The organism is Paenibacillus sp. HGF5, from assembly GCF_000204455.1.
In the GTDB taxonomy this organism is placed as follows: Bacteria; Bacillota; Bacilli; order Paenibacillales; family Paenibacillaceae; genus Paenibacillus_AQ; species Paenibacillus_AQ lautus_A.
Genome location: NZ_AEXS01000038.1, coordinates 25,966 through 43,952, shown reverse-complemented (window position 1 = coordinate 43,952; position 17,987 = coordinate 25,966). Strand labels below are relative to the sequence as shown.

At 50.0% G+C, this 17,987-nt stretch carries 16 protein-coding genes; 13 read left to right on the top strand and 3 right to left on the bottom strand.

Features of this window, described 5'->3' with window-relative positions:
- The first annotated feature begins 125 nt into the window (after positions 1-125).
- Complete coding sequence (locus HMPREF9412_RS06815; RefSeq protein WP_009590640.1) at positions 126-1,514, top strand: amino acid permease; 1,389 nt, start codon at positions 126-128, stop codon at positions 1,512-1,514.
- On the opposite strand, the gene HMPREF9412_RS06810 is transcribed toward HMPREF9412_RS06815, so the two are convergent.
- A complete protein-coding gene (locus HMPREF9412_RS06810; RefSeq protein ID WP_009590653.1) occupies positions 1,511-2,146 on the bottom strand; it encodes a LysE family transporter in 636 nt (211 codons plus the stop codon). The genes HMPREF9412_RS06815 and HMPREF9412_RS06810 overlap by 4 nt on opposite strands.
- Positions 2,147-2,389: 243 nt before the next feature.
- Here HMPREF9412_RS06810 and HMPREF9412_RS06805 point away from each other — a divergent pair, with 243 nt between their 5' ends.
- The 4 genes from HMPREF9412_RS06805 to odhB all read left to right on the top strand — a co-directional run bounded on the left by HMPREF9412_RS06805 (position 2,390) and on the right by odhB (position 8,319).
- A complete protein-coding gene (locus HMPREF9412_RS06805; RefSeq protein WP_009590649.1) occupies positions 2,390-2,899 on the top strand; it encodes a metallophosphoesterase family protein in 510 nt (169 codons plus the stop codon).
- Between the two features lie 116 nt (positions 2,900-3,015).
- Complete coding sequence (locus tag HMPREF9412_RS06800) at positions 3,016-3,915, top strand: DUF72 domain-containing protein (RefSeq protein WP_139083892.1); 900 nt, start codon at positions 3,016-3,018, stop codon at positions 3,913-3,915.
- Between the two features lie 247 nt (positions 3,916-4,162).
- Complete coding sequence (locus tag HMPREF9412_RS06795) at positions 4,163-7,039, top strand: 2-oxoglutarate dehydrogenase E1 component (protein ID WP_009590622.1); 2,877 nt, start codon at positions 4,163-4,165, stop codon at positions 7,037-7,039.
- A 5-nt stretch (positions 7,040-7,044) separates the two neighbouring features.
- Positions 7,045-8,319: a 2-oxoglutarate dehydrogenase complex dihydrolipoyllysine-residue succinyltransferase gene (gene odhB, locus HMPREF9412_RS06790; protein WP_009590700.1), complete on the top strand. Its 1,275-nt coding sequence runs from the start codon at positions 7,045-7,047 to the stop codon at positions 8,317-8,319.
- Positions 8,320-8,396: 77 nt separating this feature from the next.
- Here odhB and HMPREF9412_RS32830 read toward each other — a convergent pair whose 3' ends face one another.
- Complete coding sequence (locus HMPREF9412_RS32830; RefSeq protein ID WP_009590731.1) at positions 8,397-8,564, bottom strand: hypothetical protein; 168 nt, start codon at positions 8,562-8,564, stop codon at positions 8,397-8,399.
- A 174-nt stretch (positions 8,565-8,738) separates the two neighbouring features.
- On the opposite strand from HMPREF9412_RS32830, the gene HMPREF9412_RS06785 reads away from it, so the two are divergent.
- From HMPREF9412_RS06785 to HMPREF9412_RS06775, 3 genes are all read left to right on the top strand, one after another.
- Positions 8,739-9,821 carry a lactonase family protein gene (locus HMPREF9412_RS06785; RefSeq protein ID WP_009590712.1) on the top strand — a complete coding sequence of 361 codons (1,083 nt, stop codon included), beginning with the start codon at positions 8,739-8,741 and terminating at the stop codon, positions 9,819-9,821.
- 241 nt (positions 9,822-10,062) lie between these two features.
- Positions 10,063-10,854 (top strand): SDR family oxidoreductase, encoded by a 792-nt coding sequence (locus HMPREF9412_RS06780; RefSeq protein ID WP_009590730.1) that lies wholly within the window; start codon positions 10,063-10,065, stop codon positions 10,852-10,854.
- A 99-nt stretch (positions 10,855-10,953) separates the two neighbouring features.
- A complete protein-coding gene (locus HMPREF9412_RS06775; protein WP_015736210.1) occupies positions 10,954-11,202 on the top strand; it encodes a DUF1450 domain-containing protein in 249 nt (82 codons plus the stop codon).
- A gap of 98 nt (positions 11,203-11,300) precedes the next feature.
- Here the strand turns inward: HMPREF9412_RS06775 and trhO are convergent, their stop codons facing one another.
- The gene (gene trhO / locus HMPREF9412_RS06770) at positions 11,301-12,206 is read right to left on the bottom strand and encodes an oxygen-dependent tRNA uridine(34) hydroxylase TrhO (RefSeq protein WP_009590706.1); all 906 of its coding nucleotides are present in this window, start codon (positions 12,204-12,206) and stop codon (positions 11,301-11,303) included.
- Between the two features lie 200 nt (positions 12,207-12,406).
- On the opposite strand from trhO, the gene HMPREF9412_RS06765 reads away from it, so the two are divergent.
- The 5 genes from HMPREF9412_RS06765 (at position 12,407) to HMPREF9412_RS06745 (ending at position 17,836) form a co-directional block, all read left to right on the top strand.
- The gene (locus tag HMPREF9412_RS06765) at positions 12,407-13,045 is read left to right on the top strand and encodes an SGNH/GDSL hydrolase family protein (RefSeq protein WP_009590714.1); all 639 of its coding nucleotides are present in this window, start codon (positions 12,407-12,409) and stop codon (positions 13,043-13,045) included.
- Positions 13,046-13,328: 283 nt separating this feature from the next.
- Positions 13,329-14,369 (top strand): ABC transporter substrate-binding protein, encoded by a 1,041-nt coding sequence (locus HMPREF9412_RS06760; protein ID WP_036671557.1) that lies wholly within the window; start codon positions 13,329-13,331, stop codon positions 14,367-14,369.
- Between the two features lie 60 nt (positions 14,370-14,429).
- A complete protein-coding gene (locus tag HMPREF9412_RS06755; protein ID WP_009590699.1) occupies positions 14,430-15,350 on the top strand; it encodes an ABC transporter permease in 921 nt (306 codons plus the stop codon).
- Positions 15,350-16,144 (top strand): ABC transporter ATP-binding protein, encoded by a 795-nt coding sequence (locus tag HMPREF9412_RS06750; protein ID WP_009590664.1) that lies wholly within the window; start codon positions 15,350-15,352, stop codon positions 16,142-16,144. Before HMPREF9412_RS06755 ends, HMPREF9412_RS06750 begins: the two co-directional genes overlap by 1 nt.
- Before the next feature lie 303 nt (positions 16,145-16,447).
- A complete protein-coding gene (locus HMPREF9412_RS06745; RefSeq protein ID WP_009590688.1) occupies positions 16,448-17,836 on the top strand; it encodes a helix-turn-helix domain-containing protein in 1,389 nt (462 codons plus the stop codon).
- Positions 17,837-17,987: the final 151 nt, after the last annotated feature.

Sequence of the window (17,987 nt, the reverse complement as noted above, 5' to 3'; positions counted from 1 at the left end):
GACTTCTCTTCATGAACTGTAAAGACATTTTTAGGCTGGGCGGCACGGTACATAAATCACGGAGAATCCCTTCATAATAAGGAAAGTTTTGAACGAACACATCACATTATCCGGAGGACATAACCGTGAACAGAGGAGCGAAGACGGAGGCAGGGAAAGTAAAGGGAAATCTGAGGTGGTGGCAGCTATCGCTGCTGGGGGTTGCATCAACGATCGGCACGGGGTATTTTCTCGGATCCGCGCTGGGTATCCGGCTGGGCGGCCCGGCTTTTCTTCTTTCTATTATATTGGCGGCGACGGCCACCTACTTCGTGTTTGATGTGTTGGCGCGAATGACGGCGGAGGATCCGCAAAAAGGCTCGTTCCGAACCTATGCCAAAAAAGCCTACGGCCGGTGGGCAGGCTTCTCAACAGGGTGGATGTACTGGTGCTCCGAAGTGTTGATTATGGGAAGCCAGATGACGGCACTGGCGATATTCTCCCGCTTTTGGTTTCCTGGCGTTCCGATGTGGATATTCGCATCAGGTTATGCCGTACTGGGGCTTTTTGTCATATGGATCGGCACCAAGGGCTTCGACCGCCTGGAGAATGTGCTGGCTGTTATTAAGATCGCTGCCATCGTCATGTTTCTTGTCATTGCCGCCGCCGCATGGATGGGATGGTTGAAAGGCGGGACAAAGCCTCAAGTTCCCGGCAGCATGAATGCCTTATTTCCGACGGGTGGAAAAGGCGTGTGGTCGTCCTTGATCTTTGCGTTTTATGCTTTCGGCGGAATTGAAGTCATGGGAGTCATGGCCGTCCGCTTGAAGAATCCAAAGGAAGCGCCGAAATCGGGCAAGGTGATGATTCTCCTGCTGTCCATCGTATATGTACTGTCTATTGGGATGGCCGTGATGATGGTAGCCTGGAATCGATTCTCTACGACGAAAAGCCCCTTCGTTGTGGCGCTTAGCTCGTATCAGCTGCCTTTTATCCCCCATATATTCAATGCGGTCTTAATCATTGCCGGATTCTCGACAATGGTTGCGTCGCTGTATGCCGTAACTACCATGCTGGTAACATTATCCGAGGATAAGGATGCGCCCAAGTTCTTTTCCAGAAAAATGTTTAAGCGGGATACGCCCATCTTCTCCCTTTCCCTAACTGCCGCCGGGTTGATTGTATCCATCGTGCTGTCTCTGCTCATGCCCGGCAAGATTTACGAGTATCTGACAACTGCGGCAGGCCTTATGCTGCTGTACAACTGGTTTTTTATCCTGATATCGGCAGGCCGGCTGATGGAGCTTTCGGGGTGGGGCAAGGTCAAAAGATACATCGGAATGCTCCTCATAGCGGCTGCCGTCAGCGGAACCGCCTTGCACCCGACGAGTCGGCCGGGACTCTGGATCAGTCTCGGGTTCATACTGCTAATCGGACTGGTCGTATTATGCATGCGCTCCGTGTGGAAGAAATCCGGACAGGGCCGTGCGATGGAGAGGGAAAAGCGCAAGCTTAGCCCCAAACCGGCCCGTTAGAATACGAGCGGATAAAGTAATGCCAGAGCTCGAATTCCGAAATAAACACCAAACACGATTAGCGAGATCCCGGAAAGCACCGAAATGAGAGAAAGCGCCCGCTCGTTTAAATATCGGCGGAATACGCTGCCGAGCGCGGCCATGAACAAGTCCCACAGCACGACCCCGGCGATGACGGCAACGCTGTAGAGAAACAGGTTCCCGGACCCTTCATCCGCAGCCGTTTTGACCAGGATGGAACCGTAGATGCCGAGCCAGAACAGAATCGTCATCGGATTCGAGACGGACATGAGAAACCCGGAGAGCGTGCTTTTCCATAACGAATCATCGCTTTTTTCTTGACTGATCGTCACTTTATTGGCGTTCAGGATGCTTTCCAGCCCGGAATAGATAAGGACAAAAGCGCCGAACAGCCAGAGGAATGTCTGCATGAACGGCGTATTCAGAAAATGAACAACGCCGAGATAGACGAGGACCATATACAGGATATCCGCAAGGACCGCACCAATGCCAAACAGCCAAGCATGCCAGAACCCTTTCTTGATCCCCTTATCAAGCTGCGCCGCATTAATCGGACCAACGGGGGCTGATAGGGAAAGGCCAAGGATCATGTAGCTAATTAGAATACTCATCAACTTCCACCTCTCGTCTGGAACATGGATAACACAGCTTGTACCTGCTTGCTCGTACATTGTATTCGGCAGGCGGACAAACTAAAACTGGATTGGGAATTTTTTCTGCCTTAAAAAAAGACGTGAAAAACCGCGCAGCTCCCTGCGCGGTTTTATTTGATTTCGTTTATTTGGTAGGATATAGATGAATGTCAGATGGCTGGTATTACAGCATTACATAACCATAAGAAGAGGTGCATCCCAATGAGTCGCCCATATCGGATTACGGTATTGTCAGACACCCATATGCCCAAAAAGGCAAAGGAACTGCCAGACCCGCTGCTTGAAGATTTAAAGCATTCGGATCTTATTCTTCACGCAGGAGACTGGTCCAATTGGGAATTGTATGAGCAGTTAAGTCAATATGCTCCCGTGGAGGGCGTGGCCGGGAATGTTGACGACGACCGGATTGTGGAACACTTTGGATATAAAAGACTGGTTGAAATCGAAGGCAAGCGTATCGGGATTGTACATGGGCACGGTCAAGGCGGAACGACGCCTTCCCGAGCCAGAAAAGCTTTTGCGGACACGGAGGTGGACTGCATCTTGTTCGGCCACTCCCATATCCCCTTTAATGAGAATGTACAGGGGGTTCTGCTCTTCAATCCCGGTTCCGCTACGGATAAAAGGCGGCAGCCCCGCTATTCGCATGGAAGGTTCGAGATCCTGGACGGAAACCTGGAAGCCCATCATGTTTTTTATGATCGGAAGTGAACGAAATCAAGGCATTGGTAAAATCAGTATGGGGCTGCCTGCTTTTGAAATCACCCGGATCAGGTTAATTAATAGAAGTCCCCGATATGGTAAATCATGTGGATGAGAGGATTGTTATGTCAAAGGAAGATAAACAAAAAGATGTGATTCAGGTAGGTTTGTCCGGGTGGGGAGATCATGACAAGCTGTATGACGAAGGGGCAAGGCCTGCAGATAAACTCGAAATGTACAGCAGGCATTTTCCCATCGTAGAGATGGACAATTCGTTCTATGCCATACCCTCGCCGGAACAAATGTCAAGATGGGCGGCAGCCGTCCCGGACCATTTCGGTTTTATTGTAAAGGCCTATCAGGGCATGACAGGACATGCCCGCGGACAGGGCAAGGACAGATACCCCAGCATAAAAGCGATGTTCGATCATTTGCTTGCATCGGTCGAAGAATTGCGAGCGGCGGACAAATTAAGGACCGTGCTTTTCCAATACCCGCCATGGTTTGGTTGCGAACGCAAGCATGTGGACACTCTGAAGCGTACGCGGGAATGGATGAAGGACGTTCCGATAGCCTTGGAGTTTCGCCATCAGAGCTGGTATGGGCCGGAGTTTCGCGAGAAGACCCTCGAATTTATGCGAAGCGAGGGTTGGATCCACAGCATAGCCGACGAGCCGCAAGCCGGTATCGGATCGGTGCCGGTCGTGCTTGAGACATCGGGCACGGAGGCCGTGATGATCCGGATGCACGGACGAAACGCCGATGGGTGGCATTCCAGCGGTCAGCCCAACTGGCGAGAGGTCCGGTATTTGTACCGTTACAGTCCGGAAGAATTGGAACAGCTGAGAGGATGGATAGAGCAATTGCTAAAGAAAGCGAAGCAGTGCTGGATCATCTTCAACAACAATTCGGGAGGCGATGCTTCCGACAACGCCAAACAGCTTCTTCAACTGCTGGGGATGGACACCGGCCCCGAGCCGCTGCGGCAGATGGATTGGCTGGAAGAGGATATTTTTACCGAATAAATGGGTTTAAATGGAACCTTATACAAGGAACTGGTGAATGAGCGGACAAATCGTCAAAAAATTGACGCAAATTCATCTGTTTCTGAGATCATTATTATATATAAAGGGTATTTTCGGTATTGAGGCCAAGTGTATTATAATGTAATCGTAAGAAAACGTTTATTTAATGTAAAATGTAGTATGCAAAATGTAAAATTAGAAATTCCGTCCTTGAGCAATCAAAATAATCTGACGGAGGGAGTCAGCGATGAAGACCCTTGACAGAATGACAGAGGGACCATGGCAGAAATATCACGGTCCGAACTTGGGGTACATTCAAGATCAGTATGAGAAGTTTTTGCAAGACCCGCAATCTGTGGAGCCAGGATACCGCGAGCTGTTCGCCAGCTGGGGACCGCCTCCATCTTTGGAAAACAATGAAAAGAAAGCGGATTCGCAGGGACAAGGAGTAAGCTACGACCCGCAATTGATGAAAAAAGGGGTAGCTGCCGGCAAACTGGTGTGGAACATTAGAACCTACGGTCATCTGGCCGCAGACATTGATCCGATTGGAATCGGAAACGAAGCCGACACGCGTCTGCTTCAACCGGAAAGCTACCAACTCAGCCAAGCGGATTTGGCCGCCCTGCCTGCAGAGATCGTCTGGGAGGAGGCTCCTGGCGATATCAAGAACGGCTTAGAGGCAATCCAGCGGCTGTTGCAACTATATACAGGCTCCATTGCCTATGAATTTAGCCACGTCCACGATGAAGAAGAACGCAAGTGGCTCAACCAGCAGGCCGAATCAGGCCACTACTTGACCGACATGAGCGTTGAAGAGCGCAGGGGACTGTTGAAAAAGCTGCTCGAAGCCGAGCAGTTCGAGGAATTCCTGCATCGCACGTTCGTAGGCGCGAAGCGCTTCTCGGTTGAGGGCAACGAGGCACTCGTGCCGCTGCTCGACGAGATCGTTCGCCAAATGGCCGAAGCGGATGTCAACTCCATTCTCGTGGGTATGGCGCACCGCGGACGTTTGAACGTTCTGGCTCATGTATTGGGCAAGGATTACGGCAAGATTTTCTCGGAGTTCATGCACTCTCCGAATAAACATTTGGTGCCGTCCGAAGGCTCCATGGGCATCAACTACGGCTGGACGGGCGACGTGAAGTACCATTTGGGCGCGGACCGTTACCTGAAGAAGGATGAAGCCCGGCAGGTTCGGATCACGCTTGCAAACAATCCGAGTCACCTGGAATACGTCAATCCGGTAGTAGAGGGCTTTGCTCGTGCCGCCCAGGAGGATCGCAGCGAAGCGGGTTATCCGAAGCATGATGTGAACAAAGCGCTGAGCATTCAGATTCATGGCGATTCCGCGTTCCCTGGCGAAGGCATCGTGCCGGAAACCTTAAACTTCAATAAACTGCCGGCGTATCGTACGGGCGGATCGATTCACATCATCGTGAACAACCGCATCGGATTCACGACGGAAGGCAAGGATTCCAGATCGACCCATTATGCGAGCGATTTGGCAAAAGGTTATGAGATTCCGATTATCCACGTGAACGCGGATGATCCGGAAGCGTGTATCGCAGTGGCCCGTCTTGCCAGCGATTACCGAAACAAGTTCAAGAAGAGCATTCTGATCGATCTTGTCGGCTACCGGAAATATGGCCACAACGAGACGGACGATCCGGAAACGACCCAGCCGCTGATCTACCAGAAGGTGAAGAACCATCCAACCGTCAGCACGATTTATATGAAGAAACTGGTGGATGGAAACATTCTGACCCAAGAACAAGTGGACGGCTTGAAGAACGGCGTCGTGGAGGTCTTGAAGAACTCTTACGAGAACGTGAAGACGAAGGATCCGGTTGATCAGATTCTGCTCGGATTGAACCCTACGGACGGCAAATCCAAGACGGAAGCCGCGACGAATGTATCTGCAGAGGTGCTGCGCGGCATTAATCGCGAGCTCCTGCAGTGGCCTGAAGGCTTTACGGTATATCCGAAGCTTCAACGGATCCTCGAGCGGCGCAGCAACTCGCTTGACGAGGGCGAGAAGGTGGACTGGGGTCATGCCGAAACGCTGGCCTTCGCTACGATTCTTGCTGACGGCAAGCCGATCCGGATCACGGGACAGGATGCCGAACGTGCAACGTTTGCCCATCGAAACCTGGTGCTTCACGATGCGGTTAACGGAGAAACCTTCTGCCCGCTGCACCGGCTGCCGCAAGCCAAGGCATCGTTCGCGATCCATAACAGCCCGCTGACCGAAGCTGCGGTCGTTGGATTTGAATATGGCTACAATGTGTACTCTCCCGAGACTTTGGTGATCTGGGAAGCGCAGTACGGCGATTTCGTCAACTGTGCACAGGTGATCATCGACCAGTTCATTACGGCGGGCCGTTCGAAGTGGAGACAGAAGTCCAGCTTGGTGATGCTGCTTCCTCACGGCTATGAAGGAAACGGCCCAGAGCACTCCAGTGCCAGATTGGAACGCTTCCTCCAGCTGAGCGGCGAGGATAACTGGACGGTTGCGAATCTGACTTCGGCCGCCCAATATTTCCACCTGCTGCGCAAACAGGCTTCCATGACCAACACGGACGATGCCAAGCCGCTGGTGGTTATGGCTCCGAAGAGCTTGATACGTAACCCGCGTGTCGCGTCGCCTGTGAACGCGTTTAGCGAGGGCGGTTTCCAGAAGGTAATGGAACAGCCGGGTCTAGGTCAAACACCTAAGAAGGTGGAACGCCTTGTACTGTGCTCGGGGAAAATCGCGATCGACTTGGAAGACGCGCTGGATAAGCAGAAGGGTGAGGACCAATCCTGGATCCACATTCTTCGTGTGGAACAGCTGTATCCTTTCCCTAAAGAAGAAATTTCCCGTGTGATGCAGAAGTATCCGAACCTGAAAGAGATTCTGTGGGTTCAGGAAGAGCCTCAGAACATGGGCGGCTGGAGCTTTATGGAGCCGAGAATTCGTGAAATTGCACCTAAAGGCACAGAGGTCCGTTACAGCGGACGTCCTGAGCGTTCGAGCCCTGCTAGCGGATATCAGGATGTTCATGCTTATGAGCAACAGACCATCATTTCTTTTGCCCTTAATCGTAAAACTATAAATCAAGAGATCTCATTGGGGAGGTAGCGGCTGTGAGCGAAATTACTGTACCAGCTATGGGCGAATCCATCACCGAAGGAACGATATTCAAATGGCACGTAAAAGAAGGGGATAGCGTCAACATCGGTGATGTGCTGCTCGAGTTAGAAACGGATAAGGTTAATCTTGAAATTAGCGCAGAGTCTGAAGGCGTTGTGGAAAAAATCCTTCGTCAAGAAGGGGAGAACGTAACGATCGGCGAAGTGATCGGTCAAATTTCTCCGCAGGAAGGCGTTGCAAGCGCATCGGCGCCGAAGGCGGCTGAAGCTCCTGACTCCGTGCAAACGGAAGCTGCTTCGGCACCCGCCGCAGAAGCACCGAAACCGCAAGCTCCGGTACCGGCTCAGAACGAGGAAGGAGCAGGTCTGACTGCATCGCCATCCGCACGCAAACTGGCTCGTGAACGCGGGATTGATCTGGACCAGGTACAGGGCCGCGACCCGATCGGTCGGATTTACCATGATGATGTGAAGAATCATAACGAAGCTAAGCCGTCTGCTGCGCCTAGCAAGCCGGCAGCTTCAACGCCTGCACCGGCAGCACAAGCACCTGCTGCCGAGTATGGCAAACCGGTTGAACGTACCCGCATGTCCCGCCGTCGTCAAACGATTGCGAATCGTTTGGTCGAAGCGCAGCATACGGCTGCCATGCTGACGACCTTCAATGAGGTCGATATGACCGCGATCCTGGACGTGCGCAAGCGTCGTAAGCAAGCATTCCAAGAGAAGCATGACGTAGGGCTCGGTTTCATGTCCTTCTTCACCAAAGCGGTCGTGGGTGCGTTGAAGAGATTCCCGCATCTGAACGCCGAGATCGACGGCGACGATATCGTCGTGAAGAAATTCTATGATATCGGTATTGCGGTATCCGCCAAAGAAGGGCTTGTCGTTCCGGTCGTTCGCGATGCCGATCGTCTTGGTTTTGCCGAGATTGAGAAGGAAATCGGCAATCTGGCTGCCAAAGCCCGCAATAACGCGCTGTCCTTGTCTGAGCTGCAAGGCGGTACGTTTACGATTACGAATGGCGGCGTCTTCGGCTCGCTGTTGTCTACGCCGATCCTGAATACGCCTCAGGTGGGTATCCTCGGCATGCACAAAATCCAGCTTCGCCCGGTAGCGATTGATGCTGAACGCATGGAAAATCGTCCGATGATGTACATCGCATTGTCTTACGATCATCGGATCGTTGACGGTTCCGAGGCGGTTCGCTTCCTGGTAACCGTGAAAGAGCTCCTCGAAGATCCGGAGTCGCTGCTGCTGGAAGGATAATCATCCAAGCCAAAGAGACTCACCTATATAAGAAGGCCGCATGGCAGTGTCCATGCGGCCTTTCTTATGTTGCACGATTATGATTTGGACTGGTTTTTATCGTCTGGATCGGGAAGATCCCGGGGATTCCAATTCTCAGCCTGAGGCTCCACATCCTGATGGTTCTTCACCTTGTCGCGTTGTTCCTGGGAGTCGTTCTCCGTGTCCTGATGATTGCGTACTTTTTCGCTGTTCGGTTGTTTCATGGGAATACCTCCTTCAATCAATGTAATACATACATACCCGGTATGGCAAAAGACAAACAGGCTGCAAACGGCAAGTCATTTGATTTTCATCAGGGTTGAAGTTAACATGGTAACTGAAAGCATCACTACATAGGACATGAAATGATAGATATACGAGAGGAGAGATCGGATTTTATGGCGAATCCATCACAGCGTACACTGCTGTTTACAGGTGCGTATGCGGAAGATCATCAAAGCGGGGTATGTGTTTATGAATTTAACGAGGACAGCGGCGAACTGAAGCTGCTTGATGAAGTATCCGGCATTAAGAATCCCACTTTCTTGAACGTCGATCCGGATAACGGACGTTTGTATGCTATCGGCGAAATTGCAGATCAAGGCGGCAAAGCAGCCGAGGTCATCAGCTTTGAAATTGACCCTGTGGCAGGCAAACTGACCGAAATGAATCGTACCCGCAGTGTCAGCAGCTCCACTTGCCACATTCAGCGTGATGAATCCAGCAAGTATCTGATTGTTTCGAGTTATCATGGAGGCCTGGTAGGTCTTCATTCGATCGATGAGAATGGACAAGCCGGCAAGCTGCTGGATGAGAAGAAACATGCGGATCTCGTGACAGTGCGCGAAGATCAGCAATCCAGAGCGCACTCGGCGTTTTACAGTCCGGATGGTCGATATGTGTTCGTACAGGACTTGGGATTGGACAAGATTCTCGCCTACACGGTAAATGAGAATAAGCAAGAGCTGAGCTTTCACGGCGAAACCCAGCTGGACGCGGGCGTAGGACCCCGTCATTTGGCTTTCCATCCAAGCGGTGCCTATGCTTATGTCATCAACGAGCTGAATTCGAGTGTCACGGTGCTTCGCTACGATCAAGAAGCGGGACGTTTAGAGGTGCTGGAAACGGTATCGACACTGCCTGCGGATTTTGACGGGGAGAGCTATTGTGCCGAAATCGCCGTATCCGCAGATGGCAAAACGGTATACGGATCGAATCGCGGACACGACAGCATTGTAGTATTTAACGTGCATGAAGATACCGGTCGTTTAAGTCCGGTTCAATATATTTCGACGGAGGGCGGCCATCCGCGTCATTTTACGCTCATGCCGGGGGGGAAATACCTCATCGTTGCCAATCGGGACGGGAATAACCTGGTATTGTTTAACGTGAATCCGGAAGACGGAAAGCTTGATTTCACCGGATATACGGTTTCGCAATCCAAACCGGTATGCGTAAAGCCAGCGGTATTCCAACGATAGGCCTGGAAGACCCGCTCCTCTCATAGGAAATGAATGCAAAGAGATCGTTCTTACGGCTCGTGTGGTAAGGTGTTACCATGTGAGGCGGGGGACGATTTCTTTTTTTGTATCGGGTTAGGCATTACCGCTGGGATATGCTTGCTTGCTGCTTGCTGCATGGCAGGCTCGGATTGCCAAGATTCAGATACGGACTCGTTGGGTTATCTATAATCATGAAAACTTAATCGAGGAGGTTGTGGCAATGACAACAAATCAACGTTTGGATGGTAAAGTAGCCATCGTTACCGGTGCTGGTTCCGGAATCGGCCGGGCCGCAGCCCTTCTTATGGCAGAGCAAGGAGCTAAACTCCTGTTGATCGACATCGATCGTGAACGCGTAGAGAAAGTGAAGAAGACCATAGAAGATGGCGGGGGCGAAGTGCTCACGGGCAACTGCGATATTTCCAAAGCGGAATCGATGAAGGATTGCTTCAGTCAAGCCGCCGAGCAGTGGGGAAAGATTGATATCGTATTTGCGAATGCCGGTATTAATGGGACCAAGGCTCCGATCGAGATCATGGAGCTGGATGAATGGGATGCTACCATTAATACGAACTTGAGAGGAACGTTTGCTACGGTAAAATACGCGATTCCTTATTTAAAGGATCATGGCGGCAGCATCATCATTACGAGCTCCATTAACGGAAACCGGGTATTTACCGGGTTTGGTTTCTCCGCATACAGCACCACGAAGGCGGGACAGGTGGCTTTCATGAAGATGGCGGCGCTGGAGCTCGCCCGCTACAAAATCCGGGTGAACGCCATATGCCCAGGCGCGATTGCAACGAATATTGATGAGAGCACCATTGCGAAGCCGGAGCTGGACGAGGTGACGATTCCGATTGAATACCCTGAGGGAGACCAGCCGTTGGCGGACGGACCGGGACAGCCATCACAGGTTGCCCAGCTCGTAGCCTTTCTAGCATCGGATGATGCTTCCCATATTACCGGTACTGAAATTTATATCGATGGTGCGGAATCCCTCATCCATTGATCAAATTGATCAAACCCTACGATCGATTTGACAAATTCATGCGTTTTCCTCATAATGAATGAACGAATTGTCAAATGAATAGTGGTGATAAAGATGGGGATGGGGATTGTTGTTGTGGAAATATGCGACAGCAACTTGATGAGTGCTTTGGAACTTGAGCATCTTGAGGAATTGTATCCCGAAATCGCTGTCCTGCGGGCGGATTGCATGAATCTTTGCGGTCTATGCAAGCTGCGGCCATATGCACTGGTGAATGGTAAACGTGTATTCGCGGCAACGACGGAAGAATGCGTCGAGAAGATCAAAGCTGCTATCGAAGCTGAATTGGCTGTTTTCCACGATATTTAATACGTCTGGATGCAGACGAGAACGTATAGTAAAAGGGCAAGGGCGAGTGATTCGCGTCTTGCCCTTTCGTTTGGTTATTGATATATGCCTTGATTGGATTAGGAAGCATTGTGGCTCGCAGCCACAATTTCTTCGCACTCCGCGGAGCAGCAGCCATGATGAAGCTCCTCACACTCTTCGCAGCACACATGCTGCAGGTGGCAAGCGTCATTATCGCAGTTGATATACCGATCTTCGGGCTTTCCGCAATGGTGGCATTTGCCCACGATAACATCCTCGTCCGTTTGATTGATCGGAACGGAAATGCGCTCATCAAATACATAACATTTTCCGTCGAAGAGACGGCCCTGTACTTCAGGATCTTTCCCGTAGGTGACAATGCCGCCCTCAAGCTGGGCAACGTCTTTGAAGCCTTCCTTGAGCATAAAGCCGGTCAGCTTCTCGCAGCGGATGCCCCCTGTGCAGTAAGTCAGGATGGTTTTATCCTTGTGCTCGCTCAGGTTCTCGCGAATCCATTCCGGAAACTCCCGGAAGGATTGGACCTCTGGTCTTATCGCATTGCGGAAATGACCGATGTCGTACTCATAATCATTCCGTCCGTCGATGACGATGACATCATCACGCTGCAAGTGTTCAAAGAATTCCTGGGGCGATAGGCGTTTTCCGCTGACCACGTTAGGGTCGAGTTCATCCTCGACACGGAACGTAACGAGTTCTTCGCGGTGACGGACAAACATCTTTTTGAAGGCATGCCCTTCGGATGGGTCAATCTTAAACACCATATCCGCAAATAGCGGATTGGCGTGCATATCCTGCATATATTGCTCAGTCTGTTCAACCGTACCGGATACCGTGCCATTGATGCCTTCGGAGGCAACCAGGATGCGTCCTTTGAGCCCGAGATCTTTGCAGTATTGCAGATGCTCGTCTTTGAACGCTTCAGGGTCCGGGATTTGAACAAATTTATAATAGAGAAGGATCTGATAGTTCTGTTGCTCTGACATGATTTAATCACCTGTTCTTTTTAAGATTCAGCCATACGTATACCTATAGAATTGTAGTGAATTCATTCCACATAGTCAACTTAAATGTATAGAAAGTTTGCCATGATATGTGAATTTAAGGGGTTTCACGAATGCTTGAAAGCGGTTATGATGAAGGGGTGAGCAGGTGAACACTTTCATTATTGGAGGCGTTGAACAGCATGGTACATATCGAGCAAAATGCACTCGTATTGTTTCAAGGCGACAGCATCACCGATTGCGGGCGAAATTACGAGGAGTCGGACAGTTTGGGGCATGGATACGCGCTGATGGCTGCTGCCCGGCTTGGTATGGAGCTGCCTTTGAAAAGGCTGCGTTTTGTAAACCGGGGAATCAGCGGCAACCGGGTCGTCGATCTGCGGGGGCGCTGGGAGGAAGATTGCATCGATCTGGATCCGACATGGGTATCCGTCCTGGTCGGCATCAATGAAACCGGCAGGAGGTTTAATCGCGGCGAAACCACGTCCGTGGAAGCTTATTATGAAGGCTACAGGGAGCTGCTAATCCAAACCCGCGAGTTGACCGGCGCGAGTTTCATTCTCATGGAGCCCTTCCTGCTGCCCGTTACGGAAGCGAAGAAGGAATGGCGAGAAGATCTGGACCCAAAAATTCAGGCCGTTCGCGAATTGTCGCGCGAATTTGAAACCTTGTACGTTCCGCTCGACGGCATATTCGCTGCAGCCAGCGCCAAGATTGAGATGAGTTATTGGGCGCCTGATGGCGTGCATCCATCGCCGGCAGGGCATGCTCTTATGGCAGATGCTTGGCTTGCGACCATGCAGGGCCGTTCCATTCTGTAGAGGTTATTTTAAGATTTTTTCTACTATATAAATAGGGTTTCGTTATACTGGCATCCCCGGAGTCGTATGACATCCGGGGATGTTCTTTATGGAAAGCATCCTCCCTTAGAAAATCTTGATTGACGAATACAATTGGGTACATATAAAATGTTCATAATAGACCGTTGTTCAATAGGAACGACTTATTTTTTGACTTTAATGCTTTCGTCTATGAAAGCGGGGAAGCGTTGTCGCTTTATGTAGAAAATTATTGAAGCGGTTAATAAAAGAGAGGGGATTCATGATGAAGAGAAAAATGTGGTTATCACTTACACTCTCTGCGCTGCTGGTTACGGCAGTAGGCTGCGGGGACAAGCCGGAAGGCGGCGGTACGACTCAAACGGGCAGCGGCGGAGATGCCGAGAAGAAATCCTACAGCATCGCGATTTCGCAGATCGTTGAGCATCCATCCTTGGATGCAACGCGGGAAGGCATTCTGGCGGCTTTGAAGGAAGCCGGAATTTCCGAGGAAGACAATACGCTGAAGATTGATTACAACAATGCACAAGGTGACCCGGCGAACAACCTCTCGATCGGACAGAAGTTGAAGGATACGAAAGCGGATCTGGTGATCGCTATCGCAACCCCGTCTGCGCAGGCAGTGGCTGAGAACGTGAAGGAGAAGCCGGTGCTGTTCGCAGCGGTGACCGATCCGATAGACGCGAAGCTGGTGAGCGACTTGCAGAAGCCGGGCGGCAACGTCACCGGTGCATCGGATACCAACCCGGAGGCAGCTAAACAGTTGATGGATTTCATCAGCACCAACTTCCCGAATGTGAAGAAGATCGGCCTTGTCATTAATGAAGGGGAAGCCAATGCAGTGGTGATGGCAAAGACGGCTGAAGAGGCGCTCGCCGAGCATGGCATCGAGCTGGTGAAGGCGGCTGTCACAAACACTTCGGAAGTGAAGCAGGCGGCAGAGTCGTTAGTCGGCAAGGTCGATGCTTACTATATTACCTTGGATAATGTTGTGGTCAGCGGCGTGGATGCCATTATCCAAACGGCACAAAAGAATAAAATTCCGTTCTTCTCCAGCGACCGCGATACGGTGGAGAAGGGGGCTTTTGCAACCGTTGGCTTTAAGTACTACGACCACGGCTATCAGGTTGGACAAATGGCCGTAGAGATCCTGAAAAACGGCAAGAATCCGGCGGACATGGAAGTAACGAAGCCGGATAAGCTGGATCTGATCCTGAACACGAAGGTTGCGGCTGACTATGGTATTGAAGTGACCGACGCCATGAAACAGGAAGTCAAGGACCCGGACAACAACATCATCGAGTAACGGTAAGGCGCGGAGATAACAGCCCGCGCCTTACTTCTTAATTCTTAAGGAGGTCATGACATGCTGGATTTCGTGTTGAGGCTGGATGGTCCGATTGAATTGGGGCTTTTGTATGCGCTGATGGCACTTGGCGTGTATATTACGTTCCGGATTCTGGATTTTCCGGATCTGACGGTAGATGGAAGTTTTACGACAGGCGCGGCGATTGCGGCGATTCTGATTACCAACGGTGTGAACCCATGGCTTGCCACGCTTGCCGCATTTGCCGGAGGTATGTTAGCCGGTATCTGTACGGGCCTGCTGCACACCAAGGGTAAAATCAACGGTTTACTCTCGGGCATTATTATGATGATTGCGCTGTATTCGATCAATATGAGGATTATGGGTAAGCCTAATATTTCGTTGAGCCAGGAAGCGAATATCTTCGGATCGATCGATCCGATTTATATTATGTTAGTGATTGTGATCATCGGCAAGCTGATGCTGGATGCATTCTTCCGTACGGATCTAGGTCTTGCCCTGCGTGCGACAGGGGATAACAAGCGGATGATCCGCAGCTTTGGTGCGAATACGGACACCACAACCATTCTGGGCCTCAGCATCTCGAACGGGCTTGTGGCCCTATCCGGGGCCGTGGTTGCCCAGCAGTCCAGTTTTGCCGACATCAGCTCCGGCATCGGGATGATTGTGATCGGTCTGGCATCCGTTATTATCGGCGAAGCCGTTCTTGGGACCGGCTCGGTATTCCGGACGACGTTGGCTGTCGTCTGCGGTTCGATTATCTATCGGATTGTCGTTGCCGCTGCTTATGAGATTCCATGGCTCGAAGCTTCGGATTTAAAATTGATCACGGCGATCATCGTCATTATCGCTCTCGTGGTTCCGACCATCAACCGGGCGATGAAGCAGCGTTCACAGGCACGGAGGCGCTCAACCGAGCTGTTAGCTACGCAAGGGAAGACCAAAGGAGGTGCGCTCTGATGCTGGAAATGAACCATGTGTCCAAGCTGTTTAACCCGGGGACGGTGGATGAGAAGATCGCTTTGATGGACGTCAACCTTCACTTGAAGCCGGGGGATTTCGTGACGGTTATCGGAAGTAATGGTGCGGGCAAATCCACGCTGATGAATATCATTTCCGGGGTAATGAAGCCGGACGCGGGTGAAGTGCGCATTGACGGCACTTCGATCGGCCATCTGCCGGAATTCCGTCGCAGCCGCTGGATCGGCCGGGTATTTCAGGATCCGATGGCGGGCACGGCGCCGCATATGACCATTGAAGAGAATCTGGCGATGGCATATCGTCGCGGCCAATCCCGCGGGCTAAGCATAGGCGTCACAGCATCCAAGCGGGCCGGCTTCCGCAAACATCTAGAGCGGCTTGGCATTGGACTTGAGGATCGGCTCCGAGCCAAAGTAGGTATGCTGTCAGGAGGGGAGCGTCAAGCGTTAAGTTTGCTGATGGCAACCTTTACGCAGCCGCAAATCCTGCTGCTCGATGAACATACGGCAGCGCTCGATCCGGCTCGTGCGGAGCTGATTACCCGAATAACCGATGACATCGTACGCGATATGAAGCTGACCACGCTCATGGTCACACATAACATGGAGCAAGCCATCCGTCTTGGCAATCGTCTCATTATGATGGATAAGGGGCGCATCATTCTGGATGTGGATGAAGAGCGCAAGAAATCCCTGACCGTGGAGCAGCTGCTTGGGGAATTTGAGCAGATTAGCGGCCATAAGCTGTCCGATGATCGTTTGGTTCTGGGGTAAAATTCTACTTCTAGACAAGGAATCTTTGGACCCTGAAGATTGATTAGAATGTTCTTCATAGAATTCAGCAAATAAAAGCGCTTCCGAAAATTTCGGAGCGCTTTTTCTCATCGTGTCATTTCATTTGACGATATATAAATAGAACAAGATTTGCAAGGGAATTGGCATTTTTAAATCTTATTGGGTATTTTATGTAAAAAAATGACGTAAATAAGTATTGACCGCTGGAATATTAATCAATATGATTACTGTATAGAGAAATATACTAATATTTGGGTTCTGATCCTGGAGGGTGGTGTTAGCTTGGAAATGACAGCCACGATTCGCGAACAAATGGAAGGATTTCTACATAAGAACGAAATGACGATTAATCGGTTTGCTGAAATATCGGAGGTCAACAGCGGCACACTCAGCAATATTCTGAATGGGAACCGCCCGATTTCCATGCAGCAGTTGGACCGAATTACGTCAGGCATGGGTCTGGAGGAGGGTTATTTCTACGAGTTGTACATAGATGAATGTATTTTTCATGCCACGCCGGATTGGCGTCGATTGGGACCGTTTCTTCACCGGTGCGCGGAACTGGGGAAGCTGGACTGTTTGGACAAGGCTGTCCGAATGACGATGGATAATATTTCCTACTCCCCGCTGCTCTTTGAAACAGCCGAGGTTTTTTTCAAAGAGGGAAAGCATGAGGCGGCCGTGCTGCTCTACAGGAGCGTGGCTGAGAGCGAAAGATTCCAGCATTCGGAGCGGCTGGCCCTTTGCCAGTATCGGTTGTTTACGCTTGGGCTTACGGATGATCAGGAAATGAATTCGCGGGCTGCAGTATACTTCGAACCTTATATTGATCGTTTAGATGAAGTTTATCAATTGGATGCGCTAGTTGATTTGATCAATGTAAATGGATCTATTCATCGTTGGGATAAAGTTGAGGAATTCGCTGAGCTAATGCTGCATAAAGCAATGATTGAGTTTAAGTATATTGAGACAAAAAATCATATTGAAGTAAAGAGGAAGAATCCACTTATTTTTTATATACTATACGGACATTTATCATTAGAATATAGCTACAGTGAGCGTGGAGAATACGATAAGGCACTATATTATGTATCACAATATGCTGATCCTTCATGGGGTAATAACGCTAATAATGAAGAACTACAAATTATTAACCAGTTTAAAGAGTGGGCAGTTGCAAACAAATATGTGTACCAGTTAATGGTCGGGCAAGCTGAAGTCCTTTCTGAGTATATGGAATTCGTCTCGACTCGCGAAGACGAGATTTTTGTGGCTTTGTGTAACATAATGATAGCGGCCAATCGACATAAATTTCAGGTAGATCATATTTTGGAAGATTACAATGATTATTTAATCTATAAGCAACAACGAAATCGAATAGGCAAAGTTAGTAATCAAGTAACATTAGAGAGACATACGCGTTTATTGGCCGAATTAGGGATCTACTATATAAATTCGGAACAATATGATAAAGGAATAGAATTTATATTGGAAAGTTTGGGAAGTTCCATTACAATAAATAGTAACAATGGCATGCTAAGATGCATGGGGTTATTTGAACAGTATCGTCATTTTTCATCATTAGAATCACAAAAAAGGTATACTAATTTAGTTAGCGAGGTGCAAAAATTAAATGAGAAAAAAATTGGTTTCTCTATTAGTTATGTTTAGTATCGTTTGGACAATTGCAGTTCCAGCTTTAACGATTCATGCTGACAATAACGAACAAATAGCGGTATTTTCAACTTTAACTCATGGATTTGGATCTGGCGGTACATAATTATCTTAAACTCGAATAGGTGGGCCATAGTAAGATGCTTCC

Bases quoted from the DNA above. Each gene is read 5' to 3' on its own strand.
- HMPREF9412_RS06810 (WP_009590653.1), bottom strand. From the start codon at position 2,146: ATGAGTATTCTAATTAGCTACATGATCCTTGGCCTTTCCCTATCAGCC.
- HMPREF9412_RS06805 (WP_009590649.1), top strand. From the start codon at position 2,390: ATGAGTCGCCCATATCGGATTACGGTATTGTCAGACACCCATATGCCC.
- HMPREF9412_RS06800 (WP_139083892.1), top strand. From the start codon at position 3,016: ATGTCAAAGGAAGATAAACAAAAAGATGTGATTCAGGTAGGTTTGTCC.
- HMPREF9412_RS06795 (WP_009590622.1), top strand. From the start codon at position 4,163: ATGAAGACCCTTGACAGAATGACAGAGGGACCATGGCAGAAATATCAC.
- HMPREF9412_RS32830 (WP_009590731.1), bottom strand. From the start codon at position 8,564: ATGAAACAACCGAACAGCGAAAAAGTACGCAATCATCAGGACACGGAG.
- HMPREF9412_RS06785 (WP_009590712.1), top strand. From the start codon at position 8,739: ATGGCGAATCCATCACAGCGTACACTGCTGTTTACAGGTGCGTATGCG.
- HMPREF9412_RS06780 (WP_009590730.1), top strand. From the start codon at position 10,063: ATGACAACAAATCAACGTTTGGATGGTAAAGTAGCCATCGTTACCGGT.
- HMPREF9412_RS06775 (WP_015736210.1), top strand. From the start codon at position 10,954: ATGGGGATTGTTGTTGTGGAAATATGCGACAGCAACTTGATGAGTGCT.
- trhO (WP_009590706.1), bottom strand. From the start codon at position 12,206: ATGTCAGAGCAACAGAACTATCAGATCCTTCTCTATTATAAATTTGTT.
- HMPREF9412_RS06765 (WP_009590714.1), top strand. From the start codon at position 12,407: ATGGTACATATCGAGCAAAATGCACTCGTATTGTTTCAAGGCGACAGC.
- HMPREF9412_RS06760 (WP_036671557.1), top strand. From the start codon at position 13,329: ATGAAGAGAAAAATGTGGTTATCACTTACACTCTCTGCGCTGCTGGTT.
- HMPREF9412_RS06755 (WP_009590699.1), top strand. From the start codon at position 14,430: ATGCTGGATTTCGTGTTGAGGCTGGATGGTCCGATTGAATTGGGGCTT.
- HMPREF9412_RS06750 (WP_009590664.1), top strand. From the start codon at position 15,350: ATGCTGGAAATGAACCATGTGTCCAAGCTGTTTAACCCGGGGACGGTG.